The sequence below is a fragment of the Streptomyces sp. NPDC048353 genome, assembly GCF_055587165.1.
In genome coordinates, this window is the sequence record NZ_JBVJGU010000003.1 from 712,876 (window position 1) to 737,438 (window position 24,563).

24 protein-coding genes are annotated in these 24,563 nt (G+C 74.4%); 10 read left to right on the top strand and 14 right to left on the bottom strand.

What is annotated here, in order from left to right:
* The first annotated feature begins 23 nt into the window (after positions 1 to 23).
* Positions 24 to 1,046 (top strand): Gfo/Idh/MocA family protein, encoded by a 1,023-nt coding sequence (locus tag ACZ6RC_RS13480; RefSeq protein ID WP_469582071.1) that lies wholly within the window; start codon positions 24 to 26, stop codon positions 1,044 to 1,046.
* A 103-nt stretch (positions 1,047 to 1,149) separates the two neighbouring features.
* Here ACZ6RC_RS13480 and ACZ6RC_RS13485 read toward each other — a convergent pair whose 3' ends face one another.
* The 4 genes from ACZ6RC_RS13485 to ACZ6RC_RS13500 all read right to left on the bottom strand — a co-directional run bounded on the left by ACZ6RC_RS13485 (position 1,150) and on the right by ACZ6RC_RS13500 (position 4,730).
* A complete protein-coding gene (locus ACZ6RC_RS13485; RefSeq protein ID WP_469582073.1) occupies positions 1,150 to 1,566 on the bottom strand; it encodes a PaaI family thioesterase in 417 nt (138 codons plus the stop codon).
* A gap of 4 nt (positions 1,567 to 1,570) precedes the next feature.
* A complete protein-coding gene (locus ACZ6RC_RS13490) occupies positions 1,571 to 2,749 on the bottom strand; it encodes a cytochrome P450 family protein (protein ID WP_391135699.1) in 1,179 nt (392 codons plus the stop codon).
* Positions 2,750 to 2,835: 86 nt separating this feature from the next.
* On the bottom strand, positions 2,836 to 3,507 hold the full coding sequence (locus ACZ6RC_RS13495; protein ID WP_391135702.1) for a response regulator: 672 nt from the start codon (positions 3,505 to 3,507) through the stop codon (positions 2,836 to 2,838).
* Positions 3,504 to 4,730 carry a sensor histidine kinase gene (locus ACZ6RC_RS13500; protein WP_453611734.1) on the bottom strand — a complete coding sequence of 409 codons (1,227 nt, stop codon included), beginning with the start codon at positions 4,728 to 4,730 and terminating at the stop codon, positions 3,504 to 3,506. Before ACZ6RC_RS13500 ends, ACZ6RC_RS13495 begins: the two co-directional genes overlap by 4 nt.
* Positions 4,731 to 4,875: 145 nt before the next feature.
* On the opposite strand from ACZ6RC_RS13500, the gene ACZ6RC_RS13505 reads away from it, so the two are divergent.
* Positions 4,876 to 5,097, top strand: coding sequence for a hypothetical protein (locus ACZ6RC_RS13505; protein WP_391135708.1), 222 nt, complete (start codon positions 4,876 to 4,878; stop codon positions 5,095 to 5,097).
* A 12-nt stretch (positions 5,098 to 5,109) separates the two neighbouring features.
* Here ACZ6RC_RS13505 and ACZ6RC_RS13510 read toward each other — a convergent pair whose 3' ends face one another.
* Positions 5,110 to 6,045 (bottom strand): DMT family transporter, encoded by a 936-nt coding sequence (locus ACZ6RC_RS13510; RefSeq protein WP_469582076.1) that lies wholly within the window; start codon positions 6,043 to 6,045, stop codon positions 5,110 to 5,112.
* Positions 6,046 to 6,169: 124 nt separating this feature from the next.
* Positions 6,170 to 6,781, bottom strand: a complete 612-nt coding sequence (locus ACZ6RC_RS13515; RefSeq protein WP_453611740.1) for a dihydrofolate reductase family protein — start codon at positions 6,779 to 6,781, stop codon at positions 6,170 to 6,172.
* 179 nt (positions 6,782 to 6,960) lie between these two features.
* On the opposite strand from ACZ6RC_RS13515, the gene ACZ6RC_RS13520 reads away from it, so the two are divergent.
* The gene (locus ACZ6RC_RS13520; RefSeq protein ID WP_469582078.1) at positions 6,961 to 7,701 is read left to right on the top strand and encodes an SDR family NAD(P)-dependent oxidoreductase; all 741 of its coding nucleotides are present in this window, start codon (positions 6,961 to 6,963) and stop codon (positions 7,699 to 7,701) included.
* A gap of 326 nt (positions 7,702 to 8,027) precedes the next feature.
* Here ACZ6RC_RS13520 and alc read toward each other — a convergent pair whose 3' ends face one another.
* Complete coding sequence (gene alc, locus ACZ6RC_RS13525) at positions 8,028 to 9,143, bottom strand: allantoicase (RefSeq protein ID WP_453611745.1); 1,116 nt, start codon at positions 9,141 to 9,143, stop codon at positions 8,028 to 8,030.
* Position 9,144: 1 nt separating this feature from the next.
* Positions 9,145 to 10,479, bottom strand: a complete 1,335-nt coding sequence (gene allB / locus ACZ6RC_RS13530; RefSeq protein ID WP_469582080.1) for an allantoinase AllB — start codon at positions 10,477 to 10,479, stop codon at positions 9,145 to 9,147.
* Positions 10,480 to 10,858: 379 nt separating this feature from the next.
* Here allB and ACZ6RC_RS13535 point away from each other — a divergent pair, with 379 nt between their 5' ends.
* A complete protein-coding gene (locus ACZ6RC_RS13535; RefSeq protein WP_391135726.1) occupies positions 10,859 to 11,662 on the top strand; it encodes an IclR family transcriptional regulator in 804 nt (267 codons plus the stop codon).
* A gap of 107 nt (positions 11,663 to 11,769) precedes the next feature.
* Here ACZ6RC_RS13535 and ACZ6RC_RS13540 read toward each other — a convergent pair whose 3' ends face one another.
* On the bottom strand, positions 11,770 to 12,450 hold the full coding sequence (locus ACZ6RC_RS13540) for an ABC transporter ATP-binding protein (RefSeq protein ID WP_469582085.1): 681 nt from the start codon (positions 12,448 to 12,450) through the stop codon (positions 11,770 to 11,772).
* Positions 12,447 to 13,532, bottom strand: coding sequence for an ABC transporter permease (locus ACZ6RC_RS13545; RefSeq protein WP_469582089.1), 1,086 nt, complete (start codon positions 13,530 to 13,532; stop codon positions 12,447 to 12,449). Before ACZ6RC_RS13545 ends, ACZ6RC_RS13540 begins: the two co-directional genes overlap by 4 nt.
* A 112-nt stretch (positions 13,533 to 13,644) precedes the next feature.
* Here ACZ6RC_RS13545 and ACZ6RC_RS13550 point away from each other — a divergent pair, with 112 nt between their 5' ends.
* Both ACZ6RC_RS13550 and ACZ6RC_RS13555 read left to right on the top strand, forming a co-directional pair.
* Entirely contained in the window at positions 13,645 to 14,814 is a 1,170-nt protein-coding gene (locus ACZ6RC_RS13550; RefSeq protein WP_469582093.1) for a sensor histidine kinase, read from the top strand.
* The gene (locus tag ACZ6RC_RS13555; protein WP_391135740.1) at positions 14,811 to 15,437 is read left to right on the top strand and encodes a response regulator; all 627 of its coding nucleotides are present in this window, start codon (positions 14,811 to 14,813) and stop codon (positions 15,435 to 15,437) included. The genes ACZ6RC_RS13550 and ACZ6RC_RS13555 overlap by 4 nt, the downstream gene beginning before the upstream one ends.
* A 112-nt stretch (positions 15,438 to 15,549) precedes the next feature.
* Here ACZ6RC_RS13555 and ACZ6RC_RS13560 read toward each other — a convergent pair whose 3' ends face one another.
* The gene (locus ACZ6RC_RS13560) at positions 15,550 to 16,917 is read right to left on the bottom strand and encodes a pyridoxal phosphate-dependent decarboxylase family protein (RefSeq protein ID WP_469582095.1); all 1,368 of its coding nucleotides are present in this window, start codon (positions 16,915 to 16,917) and stop codon (positions 15,550 to 15,552) included.
* A gap of 167 nt (positions 16,918 to 17,084) precedes the next feature.
* On the bottom strand, positions 17,085 to 17,420 hold the full coding sequence (locus tag ACZ6RC_RS13565) for a DUF5955 family protein (RefSeq protein WP_469582098.1): 336 nt from the start codon (positions 17,418 to 17,420) through the stop codon (positions 17,085 to 17,087).
* Between the two features lie 176 nt (positions 17,421 to 17,596).
* Between ACZ6RC_RS13565 and ACZ6RC_RS13570 the strand changes: the two genes are divergently transcribed.
* Both ACZ6RC_RS13570 and aceB read left to right on the top strand, forming a co-directional pair.
* Complete coding sequence (locus ACZ6RC_RS13570; RefSeq protein WP_453611762.1) at positions 17,597 to 18,259, top strand: nucleotidyltransferase family protein; 663 nt, start codon at positions 17,597 to 17,599, stop codon at positions 18,257 to 18,259.
* 254 nt (positions 18,260 to 18,513) lie between these two features.
* The gene (aceB, locus tag ACZ6RC_RS13575) at positions 18,514 to 20,145 is read left to right on the top strand and encodes a malate synthase A (RefSeq protein ID WP_391135751.1); all 1,632 of its coding nucleotides are present in this window, start codon (positions 18,514 to 18,516) and stop codon (positions 20,143 to 20,145) included.
* A 132-nt stretch (positions 20,146 to 20,277) separates the two neighbouring features.
* Here aceB and ACZ6RC_RS13580 read toward each other — a convergent pair whose 3' ends face one another.
* Together ACZ6RC_RS13580 and ACZ6RC_RS13585 are read right to left on the bottom strand one after the other, a co-directional pair.
* Positions 20,278 to 22,131: a hypothetical protein gene (locus ACZ6RC_RS13580; protein WP_469582102.1), complete on the bottom strand. Its 1,854-nt coding sequence runs from the start codon at positions 22,129 to 22,131 to the stop codon at positions 20,278 to 20,280.
* Positions 22,132 to 22,185: 54 nt separating this feature from the next.
* Positions 22,186 to 23,157: a fibronectin type III domain-containing protein gene (locus ACZ6RC_RS13585; protein ID WP_469582104.1), complete on the bottom strand. Its 972-nt coding sequence runs from the start codon at positions 23,155 to 23,157 to the stop codon at positions 22,186 to 22,188.
* 155 nt (positions 23,158 to 23,312) lie between these two features.
* Between ACZ6RC_RS13585 and ACZ6RC_RS13590 the strand changes: the two genes are divergently transcribed.
* Together ACZ6RC_RS13590 and ACZ6RC_RS13595 are read left to right on the top strand one after the other, a co-directional pair.
* Positions 23,313 to 23,891, top strand: a complete 579-nt coding sequence (locus tag ACZ6RC_RS13590) for a hypothetical protein (protein WP_469582109.1) — start codon at positions 23,313 to 23,315, stop codon at positions 23,889 to 23,891.
* Entirely contained in the window at positions 23,888 to 24,520 is a 633-nt protein-coding gene (locus ACZ6RC_RS13595; RefSeq protein ID WP_391135764.1) for a TIGR03086 family metal-binding protein, read from the top strand. Before ACZ6RC_RS13590 ends, ACZ6RC_RS13595 begins: the two co-directional genes overlap by 4 nt.
* Positions 24,521 to 24,563 lie beyond the last annotated feature (43 nt).

Below are 24,563 nucleotides of genomic sequence, written 5' to 3' on the forward strand. Positions count from 1 at the left end.
CGTGCCGGCAGCACCTTGGGGCCATGCGCATCGGACTGATCGGAACGGGCCGTATCGGGGCCTTTCACGCGGGCGTGCTGGCCCGTCACCCGGAGATCGAATCGCTGGTCGTCGCGGACGCCGACCCGGGCCGGGCGGCGGCCGTGGCGGGGGCGGTCGGGGCCGGGGCCGAGCCGACCGTGGAGGCCCTGCTCGGCCGTCCGCTGGACGCGGTGGTCATCTCCAGCGCCACCGCCGCGCACGCCGAGCTGATCGCGCGCGCCGCGCGGGCCGGGCTCCCGGCGTTCTGCGAGAAGCCGATCGCCCTCGACGTGCCGGGCACCCTCCGCGCGCTGCGGGCGGTGGAGAGCGCCGGCACGGAGCTGCAGCTCGGTTTCATGCGCCGCTTCGACGCCGGCTACCGCGCGGCCCGCGAGGCGGTGCGCGCGGGCCGGCTCGGGCGGCTGCACACGGTCCGGGCGGCCACCTCCGACCCGGCGCCGCCGCCCGCCGCGTATCTGCCGCTGTCGGGCGGGCTGTTCCGCGACTGCCTGGTGCACGACTTCGACATCCTGCGGTGGGTGACCGGGCGGGAGGTCGTGGAGGTGTACGCGACCGGCTCGGACGCCGGTCCCGCGATGTTCGGCGCGGCGGGGGACGTGGACACGGCGGCGGCGGTGCTCACGCTGGACGACGGCACGCTGGCGACGGCGACGGCGACGCGGTGCAACGGCGCCGGGTACGACGTACGGATGGAACTGGCGGGCGACCGGGACCAGATCGTGGTCGGCCTGGACGACCGGACCCCGCTCTCCTCCGTCGAGCCTCACGGCCCGCCGCCCCCCGAGAAGCCCTGGTCCGGTTTCCTGGAGCGGTTCGCCCCGGCGTACGAGGCCGAACTGGACGCGTTCGTACGCCTGGTCCGCGGCACGGCGCCCAACCCCTGCGACGGCCGGGAGGCCCTGCGGGCGCTGCGGATCGCCGAGGCGTGCGAGCGGTCACGGCGCGAGCGCCGGCCGGTCGCCCTGGCGGAGATCCCCGCGGACGGGGCCGGGCCGGAGGCCTGACCGGGGCCTGACGGGGATCGCGCGTGGGGGCCTTGCGGGCTCCCCCGGCCGGTCGGTCAGCCGGTCGGTGCTCGCGCCGCGGCTGTCTTCACGGCCCCGGGGGTCAGCCGTCGGCGGCGAGCACCGAACCCTGGGCGACCGCGCAGAGGGCTTCGGACCCGTCCTCGGACACGGTCAGCAGGTCGCACCGGACCACCGCCTGGCGCTTGCCCGCGTGGACCACCTCGGCGCGGGCGATCAGGGTGACGCCGAGAGCCGGGCGGACGTACTGGATGGAGAAGCCGGCGGTCAGGACCGCGCCACCGAGAGCGGTGCCGGCGGCGAAGGTGAGGGCGTTGTCGGCGGCGTACGAGAGCACTCCCCCGTGCGCGAAGCCGTTCTGCTGCCGCAGCTCCTCGCGGAGGTCGAGCTCCAGGGCGGCGGACCCGTCGCCGAAGGCGGTGAGCCGGGCGCCGAGGAGGCGGCTGAACGGCTGGGCGTCCAGGACCCGTCGGGCGTGTGCGAGATCGAGTGCGGTCATGGCCTCACCATCGGACGGGGAGGCGGCGCACGCCTCGCATGAGGAGGCCGGGAAGCCACTCCGGCGCCCCGCCCTCCGGGTCGAGTTCCAGCTGGGGGAAGCGTTCCAGGAGCGTGCCGAGCGCGGTCCGCGCCTCCAGGCGGGCGAGCGGGGCGCCCAGGCAGTAGTGGATGCCGTGGCCGAAGGCGAGGTGGCCCCGGGGGTCGCGGTGCGGGTCGAAGCGGTCGGCGTCGGGGTAGCGCGCCGGGTCCCGGTCGCCCGAGGCCAGCGAGACCAGGACCGGTTCGTACGCGGGGATGACCGTCTCCCCGATCCGTACCGGTTCCCGGGTGAAGCGGAAGGTCGCGTTCTCCACCGGCCCCTCCCAGCGGAGGGTCTCCTCCACGACGCCGTCGAGGAGACCGGGGTCGGCGCGCGCGGCAGCGAGGGCGGCGGGGTGGGTGAGCAGGGCCCGGACGGCGTTGGAGATGAGGTTGACGGTCGTCTCGTGGCCGGCGATGAGCAGGAGGTAGGCGAGGGCGCGCAGTTCCGCGAGGGAGAGCCGGTCGCCGTCCTCGGCGCGGGCGGTGATCAGGTCGGAGAGCAGGTCGTCGGAGGGGCCGGCGGCGCGCTTGTCCTCGATGAGCGAGTCGAGGTAGGCGGCGAGCCCCTCGATCGCCTCGGCCTCGGGCCCGGCGCCGGTCGGGGCGACGATCTCGTTGGACCAGGCGCGGAAGGTGTCGCGGTCGGCGGCGGGGATGCCGAGCAGTTCGCAGATGACGGTGATGGGCAGCGGGAAGGCGAAGGAGTCGATCAGGTCGGCGTGTCCGGCCGGTGCCATCGCGTCGGCGAGTTCGCCCGTGAGCCGCTCGACGCGGGGCCGCAGGCTCTCCACCCGCCGGGCGGTGAACTGCCCGGCGACCAGTCTGCGCAGCCGGGTGTGGTCGGGCGGGTCGAGGACGAGGAGGTTGGGGCCGATGACCCGCTCGTCCAGCATGGTCATGCCGACGACGGACGGTGACTTGGAGAGCCGCGGGTCGGCGAGGGCGGCGCGGGCCGCCTCGTGGCCGACGACCAGCCACAGACGGCTGCCGTCCGTGGTGCGGATCCGGTGGACGGGGCCGGCTTCGCGCATCTTCGCGTAGTACGGGTGGGGATTCACGGTGAAGTCCGGGCCGTACTCCCCCAGATCGATGTCCGACATCGGTCCAGCGTAGCCGGGCGGGACGCGGGGTTCCCGGGCGGTCGGGACGGTCCCGGCACGTCGGCGGGCGGGCGGGCCCGGGCGTCTCACGGGGTCCCGTCGTCCTCCAGGAGGCCGGCGTCGTGGACGAGGAGGGCGATCTGGGTGCGGTTGTTGAGGCCGAGTTTGGCGAGGACGCGGGAGACGTGGGTCTTGACGGTCGGCACGCTCATGTAGAGGGCGGCGGCGATCTCGGCGTTGGAGTGGCCGCGGCCGACGCCGACGGCGACCTCCCGTTCCCGCTGGGCGAGTTCGGCGAGGCGGGCGGTGGCGTGCGCGCGGCGGGTCCGGGGCTGCTGTTCTGCGACATGGGTCATCAGCTGGCGGGTGACGGCCGGGGACAGGACGGGGTCGCCGGCGGCCACCCGGCGGACGGAGGCCACGATCTCGCCGGGCGGGGTGTCCTTGAGGACGAAGCCGGCCGCTCCGGCCCGCAGGGCGCGGACCACGTGTTCGTCGGCGTGGAAGGTGGTGAGGACGACGACCTCGGGGGCTCCGGGGCGGGCGCGGAGCCGTTCGGTGGCGGTGAGGCCGTCGACGTGGGGCATCCGGATGTCCATGAGGACGACGTCGGGGGCGAGCCGGGCGACGAGTTCGGGGACGTCGCGGCCGTCGGCGCCCTCGCCGACGATCTCGATGTCCTCCGCGCCGCCGAGCATGAGGGTGAGGCCCGCGCGGACCAGGGGGTCGTCGTCGACGATGAGCAGCCGGATGGTCATGCGGGCCACGGTAGCCAGGCGTGCAGGGCGAAGCCGCCGTCGGGGGCGGGGCCGTGGTCCATCCGTCCGCCGGCGAGGGTGGTGCGCTCGGTGAGTCCGATGAGTCCCTGGCCCGATCCGGGGACGTGCGGGACGGGGCCGGTGGGGGCCGCGTTGCGGATGTGGACGGTGAGGCCGTCGCCGGGGCGGCCGCGCACGGTGATGTCGACATCGGCGCCGGGGGCGTGCTTGCGGGCGTTGGTGAGACCCTCCTGGGCGATGCGGTAGACGGTGCGTCCGGTGGCGGCGGGGACGGCGCGGGGGCCGTCGGCGCCGTCCAGGGCGAGGTCGAGGGCGACCTTCATGCCGGCCGCGCGGCATTCGGCGACCAGTTCGTCGAGGGTGTCGAGGGTGGGCTGGGGCCGGTCGCCGCCGCCGTCCTCGCCAGGTGCGCGCAGGACGCCGATGATCTCGCGCAGGTCCTGGAGGGCTTCGTGGGCGCTGTCCCGGATGACGCCGGCGGCGCGGGCGACCTGCTCGGGCGGGGCGTCCGGCCGGAACTCCAGCGCTCCGGCGTGCACGCTGAGCAGGGTGAGCCGGTGGGCGAGGACGTCGTGCATCTCGCGGGCGATGGCCTCGCGGGCCAGGCGCTGGGCCTGTTCGGCGCGGAGTTCCGCCTCGGCCTCGGCGCGCCGGGCGCGTTCGCGCAGTGCCACGAGGAGCTGCCGCTGGGAGCGGACGAGCATGCCCCAGGCGGTCACCAGGAGCGTCATGACGATGCCGATCACGACGGCCGCGGCGGGGTGGAGGCTGGGGTCGGGCCGCAGGAAGACCTGGGCGGTGGAGGAGGCGACGGCGAGTCCGCCGATGAGCGCGGTCTCGCGGAAGGGGCGGCGGACGGCGACGCCGAAGAGGGCGGCGAGGGCGGCTCCGCCGGCGACGGGCGCGACCGTACTGATCACGGTGAGGACGACGGCGACTCCGGCGGGCCAGCGGCGGCGGAGCCAGAGGGCGCAGCAGGCGGCGGCGCCGACGATCTGGTCGGCGAAGGCGACGATCTCGCTGGTGAGCTGCTCGGTGGAGTCGGCGGCGATGAGTCCGACGAAGGCGGCGAGGAGGAAGAGGAGGGTGTCGACGAACCAGTCGCGCACGGTGCGGCGGGGCCGACGGCCCGGGGGGCTGTCCGCCGGGGGGTCGGCCATCGCCGAGGGCAGCAGCCAGGCGTGGCGGTCCGTCCGAGTCATACCCACCAACGTACGCAGGTGAGGGCCCCGGGAGTGGGTAGGAAGGGGCCTCGGCTACCAAAGTCGCGGGACGCAAGACTTCCGTCGACGGGGGATGTCCGGGGGGTGGACGCGGGCGCGAGGCCGGAAGGATCATGCTGGTGCCATGAAGCGATTCCTGGAAGTCGTCGGCTTCCTCACCCTGGTGTTCGGCGTCTGCGGCGTGATCCGTGAGCTGACGGACGGCTGGTTCCGTCTGATGGGTCTGACCCGTTTCCTGACGGAGAACGTCTGGTTCCTCCAGGGCCGCGAGCTGTTCGCGAACATCGTGATAGCGGTGCTCGGCCTGGTGATCCTGATCGTCTCGGACCGGGTGCGGAAGGCGTAGGGCCCGGGCCCCCTAGCGGGTGCCTTCGTCCGCGGTCCGGCGGCCCCAGGTCGTGCCGGCGAGGACGAGGACGGCGCCCGCGATGCCGAGGGCTCCGGGGCGGTCGCCGGCGAGCGCGATGCCGGCGGCGGCGGCCCAGAGCGGTTCGGTGCCGAGGAGCAGGCTGACCCGGGAGGGGGAGGTGCGGCGGACGGCCCACATCTGGACGAAGAACGCGAAGAGCGTGCAGAAGACGGAGAGGAAGAGCAGCCCGGCCCACTCCCGGGGGCCGAAGTCCAGCGCCACGGACCAGGGCGATGCACCGGTGCCGGGCGCGGCGGCCAGCAGGGCGAAGACGGCGACGGCGGCGCCGAGTTGGACGGTGGTGAGGGAGAGCGAGTCGGCGCCGCGGACCGCCTTGATCCGGGACATGGCCAGGACGTGGACGGTACGGGCGACGGCGGCGAGCAGCATCAGCAGATCGCCGAGGGACGGGGTGGTGAATCCGCCGCCCTGGGTGAGCAGGACGACGCCGGTCACCGAGAGCGCGGCGGCGAGGAGGAAGGCGCGGGGCGGGCGGGTGCGGGTGACGGCGGCCTCGGCGAGCGGGGTGAGGATCATGGTGAGGCTGATGATCAGGCCCGCGTTGGTGGCGGAGGTGTGGACGACGCCGTAGGTCTCCAGGAGGAAGATCCCGCTGAGGACCAGGCCGAGCATCCCGGCGCCGCGCCATTGGGCGGCGCCGAGCGCGCGCAGCCCCCGCCATCCGGCGACGACGAGGGCGGGCAGGACGACGGCGAAGCGCAGGACGAGGACCGCGACGACCGTGTGGGTGGTGGTGATGCCCTTGGCCGCGAGGTAGCTGGCGCCCCAGACGACGGCGACGAGGAGCACCGGAAGGTCGGTGAGCCAGGCCGGGCGGGGGGCGCGCAGGGGCAGGGGGGTGGCGGTCGGCGACGTGGCGGTCATGGGCGGGCCTGCTTCAACGCGTGGTCCGGGGTGGAGACTTCGGCGGCTCGCACGGGGACGATCACCGTACCCGGAGCGGCGCGTGGCGGCTACACCTTTCCTGGACGTGCCCGTCCGCGGCCGCTCAGGCGTAGCTCCCGTACTCCGGGCGGCCCGCCAGTTCGTAGGTGTGGATGGCGATGCCGGAGCCGGTGGTGCTGCCTTCGACGTGCCGGAACGCGGTGGGCCTGGCGCCGTCGGCGAAGAGGCGGCGGCCCTCGCCGAGGACGACGGGGAAGACGAGCAGGTGGAGTGTGTCGATCAGGTCGTGGGCGAGCAGGGTCCGGGCGAGGCCTCCGCTGCCGTGCATCTGCACCTCGCCGTCGGTGCCCTCCTTCAGCGCGGTGACCTCCGCGATCACGTCGCCGCCGAGGACGGTGGTCCCGGCCCAGTCGGCCTTTTCGAGGGTTCTCGACGCGACGTACTTCGGGAGGGCGTTGAGCTTCGAGGCGACCGGGTTGGCGGGGTCCGTCTGCCGCGGCCAGTGGCCGGCGAAGATCTCGTACGTCCGCCGGCCGAGGAGGAAGGCGCTGGGCCGCCGGAAGACCCCGTCCATGAAGCGGCCGAAGTCCTCGTCTCCGTACGGCACGGACCAGCCGCCCTGACCGAAGCCGTCGCTGCGGTCCTCGTCCGGGCCGCCCGGGGCCTGGTAGACGCCGTCGAGGGAGAGGAACTGGGTGAGGCTGAGCGTGGCCATGGCGGGTGCCCTTCGGTGTCGGCCGGGTGTCCCCCGGTCCATCGTGTCCCACTCACTCCGACTCCACCGCCCGGCGGATCTCATCGGTGTCCGTTTCCCGCCGGTGCCCGGAGCCCCACCCGACTTTCATTGAACCCGCAACCAGTCATGACATGAGTACGCATCGACGGAGGTTCGGGATGTCCACGATGGACGGCAGGGCGGTTCTGGTGACGGGCGGCAGCCGGGGGATCGGCGCGGCGACGGCTGTGCGGCTGGCGCGGGAGGGGGCGGACGTGGCGTTCACGTACGTACGGGGAGAGGAGCGGGCGCGGGAGGTCGCCGAGGCGATCGAGGCGGCGGGGCGCAAGGCCTTCCCGGTGCGGGCCGACGCGGCCGACGCGGGGGACGCGGCGGGCGCGGTGGAGTGGGCGGCGGACGCGCTCGGGCGGCTGGACGTCCTGGTCAACAACGCGGGGGTGGGGGTGCTGGGGCCGCTGGCGTCGCTGTCGTTGGCCGACGTGGACCGGGTGCTCGCGGTGAATGTGCGGGCGGTCTTCCTCGCCTCGCAGGCGGCGGCGGCACGGATGGGGCGGGGCGGGCGGATCGTGACGATCGGCTCGTGTGTCGCCGCGCGGGTTCCCGGGCCCGGGGCGACGCTCTACGCGTTGAGCAAGTCGGCGCTGATCGGGCTGACCAAGGGCCTCGCGCGGGAGCTGGGCGGCCATGGCATCACGGCCAACATCGTCCACCCTGGCCCGGTCGACACCGACATGAACCCGGCGGCCGGCCCGTACGCGGAGCCCCAGGCGGCGGGGACGGCGCTGGGCCGCTTCGGCACGCCGGACGAGGTCGCCGCGATGGTGGCGTTCCTGGCGGGCCCGGACGCGGCGTACGTGTCGGGCGCGGAGTTCGCGGTGGACGGCGGCCACGCGGCGTGACACCCACGTCCGAGCGCCCAGAGGGAGCGCCCCGGACGGCGAGTGACCCCGAACGCCGGGACCGGCGGAAGCGGCCCCCGACAGGCGAGTGACCCGAAGGGTGCGCCGGGGGAACAGCCCCGACAGGCGAGTGATCCGAAGGGCGCGCCGGGGGAACAGACCCGAACGCGCAGAGCCCCCGAGGAACGAGGGGGCGAGCACGTACGGGTCTGTGAGCCCGGCTCTCAGCGCCCGGAGGGGAACCGAGCCTCAAAAACAAAGAAAAGACGCGAGGGCGCACCGGTGCTGTCGGGCCGGTGCGCCCTCGCGTGCCGGGCGGGGTGTCGTTACCCGCCCAGTTCCTGGTGGCGGGCCGTCAGGCGCGCCGAGCCCGCTTCGGTGAGGGAGCCGAAGAGGCGGAGGCGGGAGATGCCGCCGTCGGGGTAGATGTCGATGCGGACGCGGGAGCCGACCGCGGGGGTGTCGAGGACGTAGCGGTGGTTGGTGTCGGGCTGGAGGCGGGTCCTGGGAAGGATTTCGGTCCAGTCGTCGGAGCCGTCGGCGGCGACGGAGAGGGCGGCCCAGCCGGCGCTGTTGCCCTTGAGGTAGGCGGTGTCGATCTCGATGGCGCGGATCTCGGATTCGGCGACGAGCTGGTAGCGGATCCAGTCGTTGCCCTTGTCGCGGCGGCGGCGGGTTTCCCAGCCGTCGTCCATCTTGTGGGAGCGGCCGGGCTGGATGGTGTTGGTGGCCGGGGAGTAGAAGCGGTCGGAGGCGTCCTCGACCTGGCCGCCGTTTTCGAGGGCGGCGAGGTCGAAGGTGCCGAGGACGCGGAGCCAGGCGGGGTCGGGGGCGACTTCGCCGTGGACGCGCAGGCGGGCGATGCCGCCGTCGGGGTGCTGGTTGACGCGGAGGTGGGTGAAGCGTTGTTCGATGTCGACGGCGAAGCCGTTGGCGGCGTGGCCGCCGATGGCGGTGCGCGGGACGAGGGTCGTCCACTTCACGTCGTCGGCGAGGAGGTCGTCGGGGGAGGGTGAGCCGGCGACGGAGGTGGCTTCGACGGAGACGGCTTGCGGGTAGTTGCCGCGGAAGTGGGCGGTGTCGATGACGATGCCGCGGATGACGCCGGGGGCGCCGAGGCGTACGAGCGCCCAGTCGTGGTCGTCGTCGGTGGGGTGCGGCTGCTGGGCGGAGACGCCGCGGCGGCGGCGGGTCTCCCAGCCGTCCATGATCTTGCCCTTGTGTCCGAAGTGCTCCGGGTCGAACTCGGCGGCCTGCGGCTTGAGCATGTTCTCGCGCTCGGCGAAGAATTCGTCGTTGGCGGCGATGACGCCGGCGCCGAGGCGGCGGTCGGCGAGGTCGGCGTACTGGGTGAAGGGGAAGTCCGCGGTGCGGTAGTCCGCGTACGGGTCGCCGCCTCCGTAGGGGCTGGCGTCACCGGTGAAGCTGGGTATGGCGGACACGTCAGTTGTTCCTTTCGAGGAGGCGGCCGGAGGGCTCGGCCAGGGTGCCGCGGTCGGCGATGCGTTCGCCTCGCAGCCAGGTGGAGGTGACGACGCCGTGGAGGGTGCGGCCGGCGTAGGCGGTGACGCGGTTGCGGTGCTGGAGTTCGGCGGGGTCGACGGTGAAGGTGGCTTCGGGGTCGAGGACGGCGAAGTCGGCGTCGCGGCCGGCTTCGATGGCGCCCTTGCGGTCCAGGCCGGCGAGGCGGGCGGGGCCTGCGGACATCCAGCGGACGATGTCGGTCAGGTCGTGGCCGCGGCGGCGTGCCTCGGTCCAGATGGCGGGGAGGCCGAGCTGGAGGGAGGAGATGCCGCCCCAGGCGGAGGCGAAGTCGGGGGTCTTCAGGTCGGCGGTGGAGGGCGAGTGGTCGGAGACGATGCAGTCGATCGTCCCGTCGGCGAGTCCCTCCCAGAGGGCGTCCTGGTTGGCGGCCTCGCGGATGGGCGGGCAGCACTTGAATTCGGTGGCGCCGTCGGGGACTTCCTCGGCGGTGAGGGTGAGGAAGTGCGGGCAGGACTCGACGGTGATCTTGACGCCTTCGGCCTTGGCGGCGGCGATCATCGGCAGCGCGTCCGAGGAGGACAGGTGCAGGACGTGGACGCGGGCGTTCAGGCGGCGGGCCTGGTTGATGAGGTTCTCGATGGCGGTGTTCTCGGCGTCGCGCGGCCGGGAGGCCAGGAAGTCGGCGTACTTCCCGCCGGTGCGCTGCGGGGCCGCGGCGAGGTGGTGGGGGTCTTCCGCGTGCACGATCATCAGGCCGTCGAAGCCGGCGATCTCGGCGAGCGAGGAGGTCAGCTGTTCCTGGTCGAGTTCGGGGAACTCGTCGACTCCGGACGGCGACAGGAAGCATTTGAAGCCGTAGACGCCGGCGTCGTGGAGGGGGCGGAGGTCCTTGACGTTGTCGGGGAGGGCGCCGCCCCAGAAGCCGACGTCGACGTGTGCTTTGGCGCGGGCGACTTCCTGCTTGATCCGCAGGTGCTCGACGGTGGTCGTCGGCGGCAGGGAGTTGAGCGGCATGTCGATGAGCGTGGTGATGCCGCCGGCGGCGGCCGCGCGGGTGGCGGTCCAGAAGCCCTCCCACTCGGTGCGGCCGGGGTCGTTCACGTGGACGTGGGTGTCGACGAGGCCGGGGAGTACGACGTCGTCGCCGACGTCCTCCAGCCGGGCGCCGGCCGGAATCTCCGCGTCGTACGGCAGCACCGCGGCGATGGTCCCGCCGGAGACGGCGATCGACGCGGGGCGCGTTCCCTCGGGGGTGATGACCCTTGTCGAGCGCAGTACCAGGTTGACGTCCACCCGTACCCCTTCTTCTTCCACCAGCAGAAATTCAACGAACTGTTGAAGGAGTCTTCACTCAGGACGACATGTCGTCAAGGGCACACTTTCAGCATGACCCGGGTGGAGCGCCCCGCCAGCGGTGCGCTCGCGGGCTTCCTGCGGCGCCACCACGGGCCTTCCGGAACTCCGCTTGGAGGTTTCCATGAAGTGGAAGGAAAATTTCGTACAGTAGAACGTAGCTCCCCACATGCGTGGTCGACCCGCACGCCGACCGGTGCCCGCCGACACCGGACAAACACCCCCCTGACCGGCTCGTACGCCGGGGCCGGGGCCGTGTGTCCGGCGGGACGGCCCGGTAGGCTGCTGCCTTGCCCGCCTGCCTCGAAAGGACCTTGACGTGCCGACGTCCAGCGCCAGCACCACCGACGCCGCCAAGCCCGCCGCCGGCGGCGTCCAGTCCCTTGAGCGTGCCTTCGATCTCCTGGAGCGGATGGCCGACGCCGGCGGCGAGGTCGGGCTCAGCGAGCTGTCCGCCAGCAGCGGGCTGCCGTTGCCCACCATCCACCGGCTGATGCGCACGCTGGTGGCCTGCGGGTACGTCCGTCAGCAGCCCAACCGGCGGTACGCCCTCGGGCCCCGGCTCATCCGGCTCGGCGAGTCCGCCGCACGGCTGCTCGGCACCTGGGCGCGTCCGTATCTGGCGCGTCTGGTCGAGGAGACGGGCGAGACCGCGAACATGGCGCTGCTCGACGGCGACGAGATCGTGTACGTCGCACAGGTCCCCTCCAAGCACTCGATGCGCATGTTCACCGAGGTCGGCCGGCGCGTGCTGCCGCACTCCACCGGCGTGGGCAAGGCGCTGCTCGCCTACACCCCCGCGGACGAGGTCCGCGCGCTGCTGGCCCGTACGGGCATGCCCGCCGCGACCGAGAAGACGATCACCACGCCCGAGGGCTTCCTGGACGCGCTCGCCCTGGTCCGCGACGCGGGGTACGCCGTCGACGACAACGAGCAGGAGATAGGGGTCCGCTGCCTCGCCGTGTCTGTCCCCGACTCCCCCACCGCGGCCGCGATCTCCATCTCGGGTCCCGCGGGCCGCGTGACCGAGGCGGCGACGGAGAAGATCGTCCCGATCCTCCAGGAAGTCGCCAAGGAGCTGTCCACGGCCCTCGCCAACACGGCGGGCAACGGCCAGGCGTAGGGCCTGCCACGCACCGAAGGAGCGCCCGGAGCCTCAGGCCCCGGGCGCTCCGCGTATCCCCGCCCCGACCGCCCGCGCCGCCACCGCCCCTTCCGTACGGTCACGGCTCAGACGCCGGCCGGCTCCGACAGGCGGCCGTCCCGGACGGTGACCGTCACGTCCGCGCGGGACAGATGCGTACGGTCATGCGTGACCAGCACCGTCGCCGTGCCGCGCTCCCGGGTGAGGCGGGCCAGGAGGTCGACGACCGCGGCGCCCCGCTCGTGGTCCAGCGCGCTCGTGGGCTCGTCGACGAGGAGGACGGCCGGCTCGTTCATCAGGGCGCGGGCGAGGGTGACGCGCTGGCGCTGGCCGCCGGAGAGCTGGTGCGGGCGGCGGGCCGCCAGGTCCGCGAGGCCGACCGCGTCGAGGAGGGCGAGGGCCCGCTCCCGTAGCGCCTTCGGCCGGCCGCCGGAGAGGTGCGCCATCACGAGGAGCTGCTCGACCGCCGTCAGCGACGGCAGCAGGTTCGGCTGCTGGAAGACGATCCCGATCCGCTCCCGCCGCAGCGCCGCCTTCCCCGCCCGGTCCAGCCCGGCGGTGTCCGTACCGCTCACGACCACCCGCCCCCGGTCCGGGGTCACCAGTGTCGCCGCGACGGCGAGGAGGCTGGACTTGCCGGAGCCGGAGGGCCCGACGACCGCGGTGAGGCACCCGGCGGGCACGTCCAGCCGGACGGAGTCGAGGGCGGTGAGCCGGCCTTCGCCGTCCGGGTAGGTCAGGGTCACGTCGTCGAGGAGGAGGGTCATCGCGCGCTCCCGAGAGCGGTCAGGGGGTCGACGGCGGTGATCCGCCGGATGGACAGGGCCGCGCCGAGGACGCCGAGGACGATCATCACGGCGGCCGGGCCGAGGACGGTCGCCGGCTCCAGGAGGAACGGCACGTCCCCTCCGCTCACCAGCGCGCCGATCCCGACCGCGAGGCCGGTGCCGAGGAGGGTCCCGGCGCTGAGCATCAGCACCGCCTGGCCGAGCGCGTCCTTCAGCAGATAGGGGGTGGAGGCGCCGAGGGCCTTGAGGACGGCGATGTCACCGCCGCGCTGGATCGTCCAGACGGTGAAGAACGCCCCTATGACGAGCGCGGAGATGACGAAGAGGAACCCGCGCATCAGCTGGAGCGAGCCGTTCTCGGCCTGGTAGGACCCCAGGGCGGTGAGCGCCTCGTCGACGGTCCGCGCGGAGGTGCCGATCGCCCGGTCCGCGGCCGCGAGGTCCGCCCCCTCGGCGGTCGTGAGCGCGATGACGGTGGCCTGTTCTTCGGGCGGGCTGCCGTTGTGGCCGAGCCGCTGCCAGTCGTCGAGCGAGGTCCAGACGACGGGCGTGTGGCTGTACGAGGCGTCGCCGGCGATCGCCGTGACGGTCGCCTCCAGCGGCCCGATCCGTACGGTGTCGCCGTCCGCGACCCCCAGTTCGGCGGCGGCCGACCGGGAGAGGACGACCCGGCCGGGCCCCAGCCGTCGGCTCTCCGGGGCGAGGGCGTCCGCCGGCCGCGTACCGAAGGCGGAGACGGCGGCCGTACGGTCCCCGGCGGCGGCCTCGAGGGTGCGGATGCCGAGCGGCCGGGCGCTCGTCACACCGGGACGCCCCGACCACTCCCGCCACTGCCGCTCCGTCACGGTCGAGCCGGTGAAGGAGACGGACCGGCCGGCGGGTGGGGCGGCGAACGCCAGCCGGTCGGCGGGCAGACCGGTGATCGCCGAGATGTTCTCGCGGGCGAGTCCGGCGGTCAGCCCGGACAGCAGTCCGACGAGCAGGGTGATCAGCACGACCACCGTGCCCATCAAGGTGAATCGCCCTTTGGCGAAGCGCAGGTCTCTCCATGCCACGAACATGGGACCAAGCCTGCGGGGCCGGGGCGGGCGCGGACATCGCGCCACGGATGGCTCCGTGATCAAACTTTCGGTTGAGTCCGGACCGGCGCCGCCCGCCTACGCTGGACGGGCCATGGATTCACGTGCCCTCACCCCCGCCCTGCGCGCGCTGCGCCTCTGTCTGCATCTGATGGTGGCGGGGCTGCTCGCGCTGGCGGCCCTCCGGTCGGACACGGCGGCGGGCGTGATCGCCGCGGCCGTGACGGCCGCGGTCTATGCCACCGGCTCGCTCCTGCCGTCCGTCCGGCGCTCCCCGCGGGCCGCCGCGGGATGGCTTGTCGTGCTGGGCGTCGCCTGGCTGGCGCTGCTGTGGCTGACACCGGACGGGCTCTGGCTGGCGTTCCCGCTCTACTTCCTCCAGCTCCATCTGCTGCCCGTCCGCTGGTCGCTGCCATCGGTCGCGCTGACGGCGGGGGCGGCGATCTTCTCGTACGTTCGCCAGGGCGACCCGCTCAACCCGGGCGTCTTCATCGGGCCGCTGCTGGGCGCGGCGGTCGCGGTGGCGACGGTCTTCGGCTACCAGGCGCTGTACCGGGAGAGCGAGCGGCGGCGGCGGATGGTGGAGGAGCTGGTGGCGACCCGGGCGGAGCTGGCGGCGGCCGAGCGGCACGCCGGGACGCTCGCCGAGCGGGAACGGCTGGCCCGGGAGATCCACGACACGCTGGCGCAGGGGCTCTCCTCGATCCAGCTGCTGCTGCGGGCGGCGGAGCGGGCCCTGCCCGGGGATTCGCCCGCCGCCGGGCACCTCGCCCAGGCGCGGCAGGCGGCGCAGGACAACCTGGCGGAGGCGCGGCGCTTCGTCCGGGCGCTGTCCCCTGCGGACCTGGAGCACGGCTCGCTGGCGGGGGCGCTGGAGCGGTTGTGCCGGCCGGCCCCCGACACCGGGGTGCGGGCCCGGTTCACGGTGAGCGGGGCCCCGGTGGAGCTGCCGACACCGTACGAGGTGGCGCTGCTGCGGATCGCCCAGTCCGCGCTGGCCAATACGGTCCGGCACGCGCGCGCCTCGCGGGCGGAGATCACCCTGTCGTTCATGGGGGCCTCCGTGACGCTGGACGTGGTCGACGACGGGGAGGGCTTCGATCCGGCGGCGCCGTCGCCGCCGACGGCGGAGGGCGGCTTCGGGCTGCCGGCGATGCGGGCGCGGGCGAGGTCGCTCGGCGGCACGTTCACGGTGGAGTCCGCGCCGGGGCAGGGCACGGCGGTCGCGGTCTGTCTTCCCCTGCCGGTGGAGGTGGCGGCATGACGGTCCGGCTGCTGCTCGCGGACGATCACCCGGTCGTACGGGCGGGGCTGCGCGCGGTCCTGGACACGGAGCCGGACGTCACCGTGGTCGGGGAGGCGGCCACGGCCGAGCGGGCGGTGGAACTGGCGGCCGCGGGCGGGGTGGACGTGGTGCTGATGGACCTGCAGTTCGGCGCGGGGATGCACGGCTCGGAGGCGACGGCGGCGATCACGGCGGTGGCGGGCGGTCCGCGGGTGCTGGTGCTGACGACGTACGACACGGACGCCGACATCCTGGCGGCGGTCGAGGCGGGGGCCTGCGGCTATCTGCTGAAGGACGCGCCGCCGGAGGAGCTGGCGGCGGCGGTCCGTACGGCCGCGGCGGGCCGGTCGGCGCTCGCGCCGGCGGTGGCGCACCGGCTGATGGACCGGATGCGGATGCCGTCGGAGGCGCTGACGAGACGGGAGCTGGAGGTGTTGCAGCTGGTGGGCGAGGGCCTGTCGAACCAGCAGATCAGCAAGCGTCTCTTCCTGAGCCAGGCGACGGTGAAGTCCCATCTGGTGCACGTCTTCGCCAAGCTCGGCGTGGACTCCCGCACGGCGGCGGTGGCCGCGGCGACGGCCCGCCGCCTGATCAGGCGCTGACGGGCGGGGCTCCGGGCGGCAGGGCGGGGGGGCGGGCCTGGACGCGGGCGGGCGCGGGCCGGGGCATCGGCGCGGGCGGTGGCGCTGTCGGTCGGGGTGACGGCGGCGCGTCTCAGGGTTCCGCGGCGGCGCGGCGGATCGCGGCGAGGGCCCGCGCCACGTCGTCGTCGGTCGTGGACCAGTTGCTGACCGAGATGCGCATCACCCGGCGGCCGTGCCAGGTGGAGCCGCTGATCCAGGTCGTGCCGTCGGCGAGCAGGCGGGCCAGGACCCGGTCCGTGCGCGCGTCGTCGCCGAAGTCGGCGCAGACCTGGGTGAAGACCACGTCGTTGCGGACGGTGACGCCGTCGATGCCGGCGATGCCCGTGGCGAACGCCGCGGCGTGCCGACACAGCCGGTCGACGAGGTCGGCGACGCCCGACCGGCCCAGGGAGCGGAGCGCGGCCCATACGGGGAAGGCCCGGCCCCGCCGGGACAGCTCGGGGACCTTGTCGATGGGGTCGCCGAGCGCGTCGTGGATGAGATAGTCGCCGTGCCGGCCCATCGCCGCCCGGAGCGCGGACGGGTCGCGCACGATCGCGAGACCGCAGTCGTAGGGGACGTTGAGGGTCTTGTGGGCGTCGGTCGCCCAGGAGTCGGCGTCCTCGCAGCCCTCGGTCAGCGCGGCGTACCGCGGCGAGGCTGCCGCCCACAGGCCGAAGGCCCCGTCGACGTGAACCCATGCCCCGGCCTCGCGGGCGGCGCGGATCGCGTCGGGGAAGGGGTCGAAGGCGCCGGAGTGGATGTCCCCGGCCTGGAGGACCACCAGCGTGGGCGCCTGTTCGCCGGCCGCCAGGGCGCGCCGCAGGGCCTCGGGCCGCACGCGTCCCTGCGCGTCGGCCGGCACCGTCTCGGGCTGCCCGAGGCCGAGGTAGCGCAGCGCCAGGTCGACGGCCATGTGCCGGGCCTCGCCGACGAGGACGCGTACGGCGGGACCGCCCGCGAGCCCGTCGCGGGCGGCGTCCCGGCCGGCGCGCCGCAGGACCTCGTCGCGCCCGGCGGCGAGGGCGGTGAAGTTCGCCATGGTGGCGCCGGTGGTGAAGCCGACGGAGCTGCCGACGGGCAGTCGGAGCAGATCGAGCAGCCAGTCGCCGGCGATCTCCTCGGCCGCCGCGTAGGCGGGTGTGACGGCGCGCATGACGCAGTTCTGGTCCCAGGCGCTGACCAGCCAGTCCGCGGCCAGGGCGGCCGGTTCGCCGCCGCCGACGACGAAGCCGTAGAAGCGGCCGCTGGGGAACGCGGTGAGCCCGGGTTCGCAGGCCGTGGCGAGCAGGTCGACGACGTCGGCGGGCGGGGTGGGGCGGTCGGGCAGCGCGGGGCCGAGCGCGCGCACGATCTCGTCGACCGAGGCGCGGGCGGGGACCGGGCGGTCGGACAGGCCGGCCAGCCAGCGGACGGCATGGGCGTGGGCCTGGCGGAGCGCCGTCTCGCGCGCGTCCATACCTCGGACTATGACCCGACGCCCGCCGCCCCGCAAGCCGCGCGCGGGTCCGGCCGGGGGCCGGTACGGACCGGACCCGCCGGGCCCGAGCGGTGGCCGCGGCGACGGCGCCACGCCGGCGCGCCGCGTTTCCCGTCCGGGTCGCGACGGGCTCCGTACCGCCTGGGTCAGGGCAGGTCGCGTGGCAGGTCGCGTGGCGGTTCGCCGAACATCTCCACGGCCTTGCGGACCCCGGAGAGGCCGTCCCCGAGGGCGCTGACGGAGCCGATCGAGCCGGCGATGAGCAGCAGGGAGCGGCGCAGGCGGCGTACCTCGGGGAGGCCGCCCGCGGCCATGGCGTCCAGGGAGGCCAGTTCGTCCTCGGCGATGCCCCGGTCGGCGAACTCCACCCGATGATTGGCGAGTTCACGACGGAGCCGCGAGACGGCGGCGCGCAGCTCCGCCACCCTCGGGTCCTCGTCGCCGCCTGTTGTCACACGCCTCTGCCCCACGCTACGCAACAAGTTTCTCCCCCTCGCACGACTCTGTGCGCCGATCTCCACGCTCCTGGCGGGCCGTCGAACGGCCGTCAGGCGCCGTGAGTCGCGGGTCAGTTAACGCCATCGTCCGCCCGGCGCGCCACTCCGTGGACGTAATTCGGGCTTCGGTGTCCCCCGTGGGGATGAGGTATGCAGTCCTCATGACGCACACGCCCCCTTCCTCCTCTCCGTCCGCCCCGTCCTCCGCCCCTCCCCCGGACGCCTCCTCCGCGCCGGTGGTGGCCGGGCTGCTGCTCGCCGCGGGCGGCGGGCGGCGGCTCGGCGGCCGCCCGAAGGCGCTGCTGTCCCACCGCGGCCGGCCCCTGGTCGAGCACGCGGTGCGGGTGCTCCGCGAGGGCGGCTGCGAGGTCGTCCATGTGGTGCTGGGCGCCTCGGCCGGGGCCGTGCGGGAGCGGGCCCGGCTGCCGGGGTGCGTGCTGGTGGACAACCCGGAGTGGGCCGAGGGCATGGGCTCGTCGCTGCGGGTGGGCCTGGCCTCGCTGGCGGCGGCGGCGCTGCCGGTGGACGCGGCGCTGGTCTCCCTGGTGGACCAGCCGGGGATCGGGGCCGAGGCGGTGGCGCGGGTCCGGTCGGCCTACGCCTCCCGGGCGGCGCTCGCCGCCGCCTCGTACGACGGGAAGCGCGGCCATCCGGTGCTGTTCGGCGCGGACCGGTGGGCGGAGATCGCGGCGGGGGCGACCGGGGACCAGGGGGCGCGCCACTATCTGCAGGCGCACCGGGATGCGATCACCCTGGTGGACTGTTCGGATGTGGCCGAGCCCTACGACATCGACACGGAGGCGGACCTGGCACATCTGGAATGAACCCGGCCGGAGCGGACACACCAGGAGTGAAGGGGGTGGCACTGAGCGCCACGTTGTGTCGATCCGGAGAATCTCGACATCGACACACCTTGAACTTCCACTATGAGGAAACTAATATCCACTGTTCAGAAGCGCCTGAAACCTCTGACGGCGCTCGTGGCCGTATCTCGGCGCCTGCGGCACTCCGTGCCGACCGTGACGCCCGGCGGCCACAAGGCACCGCTCGTGAAGCCCGCTGAAGGAAGTGACAGTTCATGTCCGCACCAGCGCCGTCCGCTCTGGCCGTCGTCGAAGCCGAGCCCCTGCCGAGGCAGGAGGAGGTGCTCACCGACGCGGCCCTCGCCTTCGTGGCGGAGCTGCACCGGCGGTTCACCCCCCGCCGGGACGAGCTCCTCTCCCGCCGGGCGGAGCGCCGCGCCGAGATCGCCCGCACCTCCACCCTCGACTTCCTCCCGGAGACCGCGGCCATCCGCGCCGACGCGTCCTGGAGGGTCGCGCCGGCCCCGGCCGCCCTGAACGACCGCCGGGTCGAGATCACCGGTCCGACCGACCGCAAGATGACGATCAACGCGCTGAACTCGGGCGCGCGGGTGTGGCTGGCGGACTTCGAGGACGCCTCGGCCCCCACCTGGGAGAACGTGGTCCTCGGTCAGGTCAACCTGATCGACGCGTACACCCGGAACATCGACTTCACGGACCCGAAGTCGGGCAAGTCGTACGCGCTCAAGCCGGCCGACGAGCTGGCGACGGTCGTGATGCGGCCGCGCGGCTGGCACCTGGAGGAGCGTCACCTGACCGTCGACGGCCGCCCGGTCCCCGGCGCGCTGGTCGACTTCGGCCTGTACTTCTTCCACAACGCCAAGCGCCTCATCGAGCTGGGCAAGGGCCCGTACTTCTACCTGCCGAAGACGGAGTCGCACCTGGAGGCCCGCCTCTGGAACGACATCTTCGTCTTCGCCCAGGACTACGTGGGCATCCCGCAGGGCACCGTGCGCGCCACCGTCCTCATCGAGACGATCACGGCCGCGTACGAGATGGAGGAGATCCTCTACGAGCTCCGCGACCACGCGGCGGGCCTCAACGCCGGCCGCTGGGACTACCTCTTCTCCATCGTCAAGAACTTCCGTGACGGCGGCGCCAAGTTCGTCCTGCCGGACCGCAACGCGGTCACGATGACGGCCCCGTTCATGCGCGCGTACACCGAACTGCTCGTCCGCACCTGCCACAAGCGCGGCGCGCACGCGATCGGCGGCATGGCGGCCTTCATCCCCTCGCGCCGTGACGCCGAGGTCAACAAGGTCGCCTTCGAGAAGGTCAAGGCCGACAAGGACCGCGAGGCCGGCGACGGCTTCGACGGCTCGTGGGTCGCCCACCCGGACCTGGTGCCGATCGCGATGGCCTCCTTCGACGCGGTCCTCGGCGACAAGCCGAACCAGAAGGAGCGCCTGCGCGAGGACGTCTCCGTGGCGCCCGGCGACCTCATCGCCATCGACTCGCTCGACGCCCGGCCCACCTACGAGGGTCTGCGCAACGCCGTCCAGGTCGGCATCCGGTACATCGAGGCGTGGCTGCGCGGCCTCGGTGCCGTCGCCATCTTCAACCTGATGGAGGACGCGGCCACCGCCGAGATCTCGCGTTCGCAGATCTGGCAGTGGATCAACGCCGGTGTCGTCTTCGAGCACGACGGCAAGGCGGTGGCGGCCACTCCCGAGCTGGCCCGCGAGGTGGCGGCGGCCGAACTGGCCGCCATCCGCGCGGAGATCGGCGAGGAGGCCTTCGCGGCCGGCCGGTGGCAGCAGGCCCACGACCTGCTGCTGCACGTCTCGCTCGACGCCGACTACGCCGACTTCCTGACGCTTCCGGCGTACGACCAGCTGATCGGCTGACCGCACAGCGGCCGAACAGCACCCTGAACCGGCTCCGCCCCTGGTGTACGCACAGCACCGGGGGCGGAGCCGTTTTCCTGCCCGGTGCCCGGTGTCCGGTGTCCGACGGGGGCGGGAGGGGCCGGTGCGGGCTCAGCGCACGCGGCGGCGGCCCCGGCGGCGGCGTGCCCGTCCCTTGGACGGCGCCGGGACGTCGATGCCGAGGGTGGGCAGGACCCGCTCGGCGCGGTGGGGGTCGGCCGCCGCCATCTCCCGTACCAGGGCGGTGCCGCCTCCCGGCCAGTCGGCGGCGGCCGCGTCGAGGAGCGTGCGCGCGTCGGGTCCGCGGAGCCGGTCCAGGAGCAGGACGGCCTGGGCGGAGCGGGGCACGCGGGCCTCGTCGGCGGGCTCGCCGCGGGCGTGCAGCACCTCGTAGGCGTACGCGCCCATGGCAGGGTCGTCGAGGACGCCGCGTAGGGCCTCGGCGGGGATGGCGCCGGTGTCCAGGAAGCCGAAGAGGGCGCGGGTGTCGGCGGCCTCCCAGGTGCCGGCGTTGACGGTGCCGAGCGCCGCCAGCAGCTCCGACCAGGCCGCGGCGGTGTCCCCGCGCGCGTGGAGCCAGTCGGCCAGCACGCGCGCGGCGGCCGAGGCGGACCAGCCCTCGGCGGCGGCGACCACGGCGGGGGCGTCCCAGGCGGCCGCCTCGGCGGCGTCGGGGGCGGCCACGTGTCCGGCGCGCAGGAGGTAGCGGACCACCTCGATGCCGTGGGCGGTGAGTCCGAAGGCGTCGCCGGTACGGAAGACCGTGCCGCCGGCCGCGAGCCGGTCGACGGTCGCCGCCATGGCCTTCGCCGCCGCTTCGAGGCCGGCCCGGTCGGCCTCGGTCACCGAGACGGCGGTGCCGCACAGCCGGGACAGCTCCTCGGCGGAGGGGAGTTCGTAGGTGTCGGGCGCTTCCGCCGGGACGAGGACGGGGGCGTCCTCTTGGCGCGGGTCGACCGGCCAGTCCTCGAACTCGGCGGCCCGGCGGGCTACGGATTCGGCGCAGGAGCCGCGCTGGTAGAGGGCGTAGAGCAGGTGCGTGGCCTCGCCGTCGAACAGGCCGCCGTCCTCGGCCTTCATCTCCTCGACGGTCGCGGCGAGCCGGTCCGCGGCGGCCTCGACGGAGGGCTCGGGGTCGTCGGCCTCCACGGGCGGGGGCGGCAGCGGGGTCCAGGAGTCGCCGTAGTAGTCGAGGTGTTCGTCGAGGAGGGTGTCGGCGAGGGCGAGGTGCGGGAAGGCGTCGGGCCCGGGGGCCAGGTGGGCGTACGGTCCCGCGAGGGCTTCGGCGAGCCCTTCGGCGGTCCAGCGGTCGATCAGGAGGCCGCCGACCCGGCTCACGCCGTGGGAGACGTCCGCGTCGGAGAGCAGCGGCCCGGCGGGTGACGGCGTCTCGGTGTCCCGGACGTAGGCGCCGGTGAGCACTTCGGCGAGCACCATGTCGGCGAGGACAGTGCGGTTCATCAGGTCGGCGCGGTGCAGTCCGTCCGGGGGCGTGCCGCCCCGGTGGGCGGCGAGCCAGCTCCGTACGGCGTCGGCGTCGGAGGGGTCCGTGCCGTCGGCGCGCAGCAGGGAGGCGTACCAGCGCTGCCAGGTGAGGTTCCCGGGGTCGTTCATGGCCCGCTCGAAGTCGGGCACCGTCTCGTCGATCGCGGCGAGGATCCGGGCCTGGCGCTTGGCGTTGAGCCGGCCGGCCCGCCGGACGCGCTCGGTGAGGGCGGCGAGGACGGCGGGGTAGGCGGCGAGCTCCTCGGGCGTGGCGTAGACGAACGCGGGCGCGTCCTCCACGAGGAGGTGCCGCACCAGCCCCACGGTCGGCTCGGGGAGCCCGGTCCGCCGGTCGGCGCCTCTCAGCGACAGCAGCCCGAGGACGGCGTCGGCGGCGCGGGCGTACGAGGGGTCACGGGTCTCCGGGGTTCCGTCGAGGAACGCGTCGAGCCCGGTGTTGGTGAGCACGGTGCCAGCCACCTTTCCCAGGGTAGTTCCGGCGGGGGCCGGACGCCGACGCGCGGGACGGCGCCGTCATGGGACGACAACGGTCCGCTGGGCGGAGAAGTCACCCCAGGTGCCGTCGGGGAGGCGGGCGCGGAGTTTGACGCTGAAGCGGGTGCCCGGGGGGTCGGGGACGGTGAAGGTGTAGGTGGCGCGGCCGGGGGGTGGTGCGGCGCCCCAGACGATGGTGGTGGCGAACTTCTCGTTCAGGTACAGCTGGTGGGACGTGATGGGGGCGTCGGCGCGGGGCGGGGCCCAGGTCAGGGTGATCGAGCCCGGGGAGGCCGTGACGGTGAGGTCCGTGGGAGCGGTGCCGCCGGGGGCGCCGGCGGCCCGGGCGGTGGTCAGGTCGGCGGGGGCGCTGTCCGGCGAGGAGTTCTCGGCGGCGTCGCGGGCGCGGACGGTGAAGGAGTAGATCGTGCCGGGGCGCAGGCCGGTGACCCGGGCGGTGGTGGCGGTTCCGGGGACGGTGTGGACCCGGGCGTCCGCCTGGTAGACGTCGTAGGCCGTGACCCGGGTGTCGTCCCGGGAGGGTTTCCAGGTCAGGGTGGCCGCGCGGGCGCCGTCGGGGGCGGCGCGCAGGGCGCCGGGGGTGGTGGGGGGCGTGCGGTCCTCGGCCGTCGCGGCGAGGGTGGTGGCGGGCACGGCGGCGCTGTGCGGCGAGCGGTTCCCCGCGGCGTCGCGGGCGCGGACGGTGAAGGAATAGGGGGTGGCGGGGGTGAGGCCGAGGACGTCGGTCATGAGGGTCGTGGCGGGCAGGTCCCTGACCTTGCGGCCCTGCTGGTAGACCTCGTAGCCGGTGACGGCGCGGTCGTCGGCGGCGGCGTTCCACATGACGTGGACGGTGCGGGCGCTGCCGGAGGCGGCCGTGACGCCGGTGGGGGCGGCTGGGGCGGCGGTGTCCTCGGGCGGGCCCGCGGAGCAGCCGGCGAGGACCGGCGCGGCGGTCAGGAGTGCGGCGAGGGCGAGGGCCCACGGGGTGGTGGCGGGCGGGCGTTGCACGGAAATGCCTCCGTCCGTCGACATGGTCCAGACCTTGGTCCAGACCTTTATGGCACCTGGACGAGGGATGCGGCAAGGGGGCGGCGGGCGGTCGTTGTCAGTGGGGTGCGCTTCACTGGATTCGTCACTCTCCGTGACTGTCCTGAGGGGGGACCATGACGGACCGTACGACCTATGTGACGCTCGCCGGACTGCGCGAGCGGGGCTGGACCGACGCGATGGTGAGCCGCCTGCTCGGCGAGCCGGACGTGCAGGGGCGCGACCCGCGCCGCTGGTCGCTTGCGCCGGTCCGGCTCTTCCTCCTGGCCCGGGTGCAGGCGGTGGCGCGCACCCCCGAGTTCGTCCGGTGCGCGGCAGCGGCGGGGCGGTGCCCGTCCGCGACCGAGGAGGGGGCGGAGCGCCGGCGGCGGGCGGTGCTGGCGGCGATCCGCGCGGAGCCGATCGAGGTGCCGCGCCTGGCCGCCTCGGAGCTGGAGCGCCGGGCGGTCCGCCACCGCCATCTGCTCGGGGCCCGCGGGCCGGGCGAGGCGGCCGCCGGGGCGCTGGTGCGGTGGCAGGTGAGCTATCTGCGCCACGCGCTGGCGCGGTACGACGCGCTGCTCGACGGGCTGTACGGCGCGACCGGGCGGGCCGAGGCCGAACGGCTGCTGCGGCTGCGTCTGTACGAGGCGATCGCGGCGGCCTATCCCGCGCTGGAGTGGGAGTGCCGACGGCGGATCGGGGCGGAGCGATGAGTTCCGGGGCTCGCGGCGGTCTGCCCTGCATGGAGAAGTCGACGCAGATCGATCTGGGAGCGGCCGCCGCGCGCGTGGCGCGGCTCGCCGAGGACATCGACGACCGGCGGCTGGGTGATCCGACGCCGTGTCCGGAGTACGCGGTACGGGAGATCCTGGCGCACCTCGCCTCGCTGAGCGTGGCCTTCCGGGACGCGGCCCGCAAGGACCTCGGCCCGACGACGGGCACCCCGCCCGGTTCGGTGCGGCCGGTCCTGTCGGAGGGCTGGCGGTCGGAGCTGCCGAAGGCCCTGGAGGAGCTGGCCGCGGCCTGGCGCGAGCCGGGGGCGTGGGAGGGGGACACCGAGGCGGGCGGCGTCGAGCTGCCGGCCGCCGTCATGGGCCGCATCGCGCTCAACGAACTGGTCATCCACGGCTGGGACCTGGCGCGCGCGACGCACCAGGCCTACGCCCCGGGAGAGGAGGACCTGGCCGTCTCCGAGGAGCTGCTGACCCCCGAGGCGGACGCCCCGGCCGACGACGGCTTCTTCGGCCCGGTCGTCCCGGTCCCCCCGGAGGCGCCCCTCCTCGACCGGGTGATCGGCCTGAGCGGCCGCGACCCGGCCTGGCGCCCGGAGGGGGCGGCGTAGGGGGGCGGCGGGGCAGCGACGGGACCGGCCCGGGAGAGGCGTC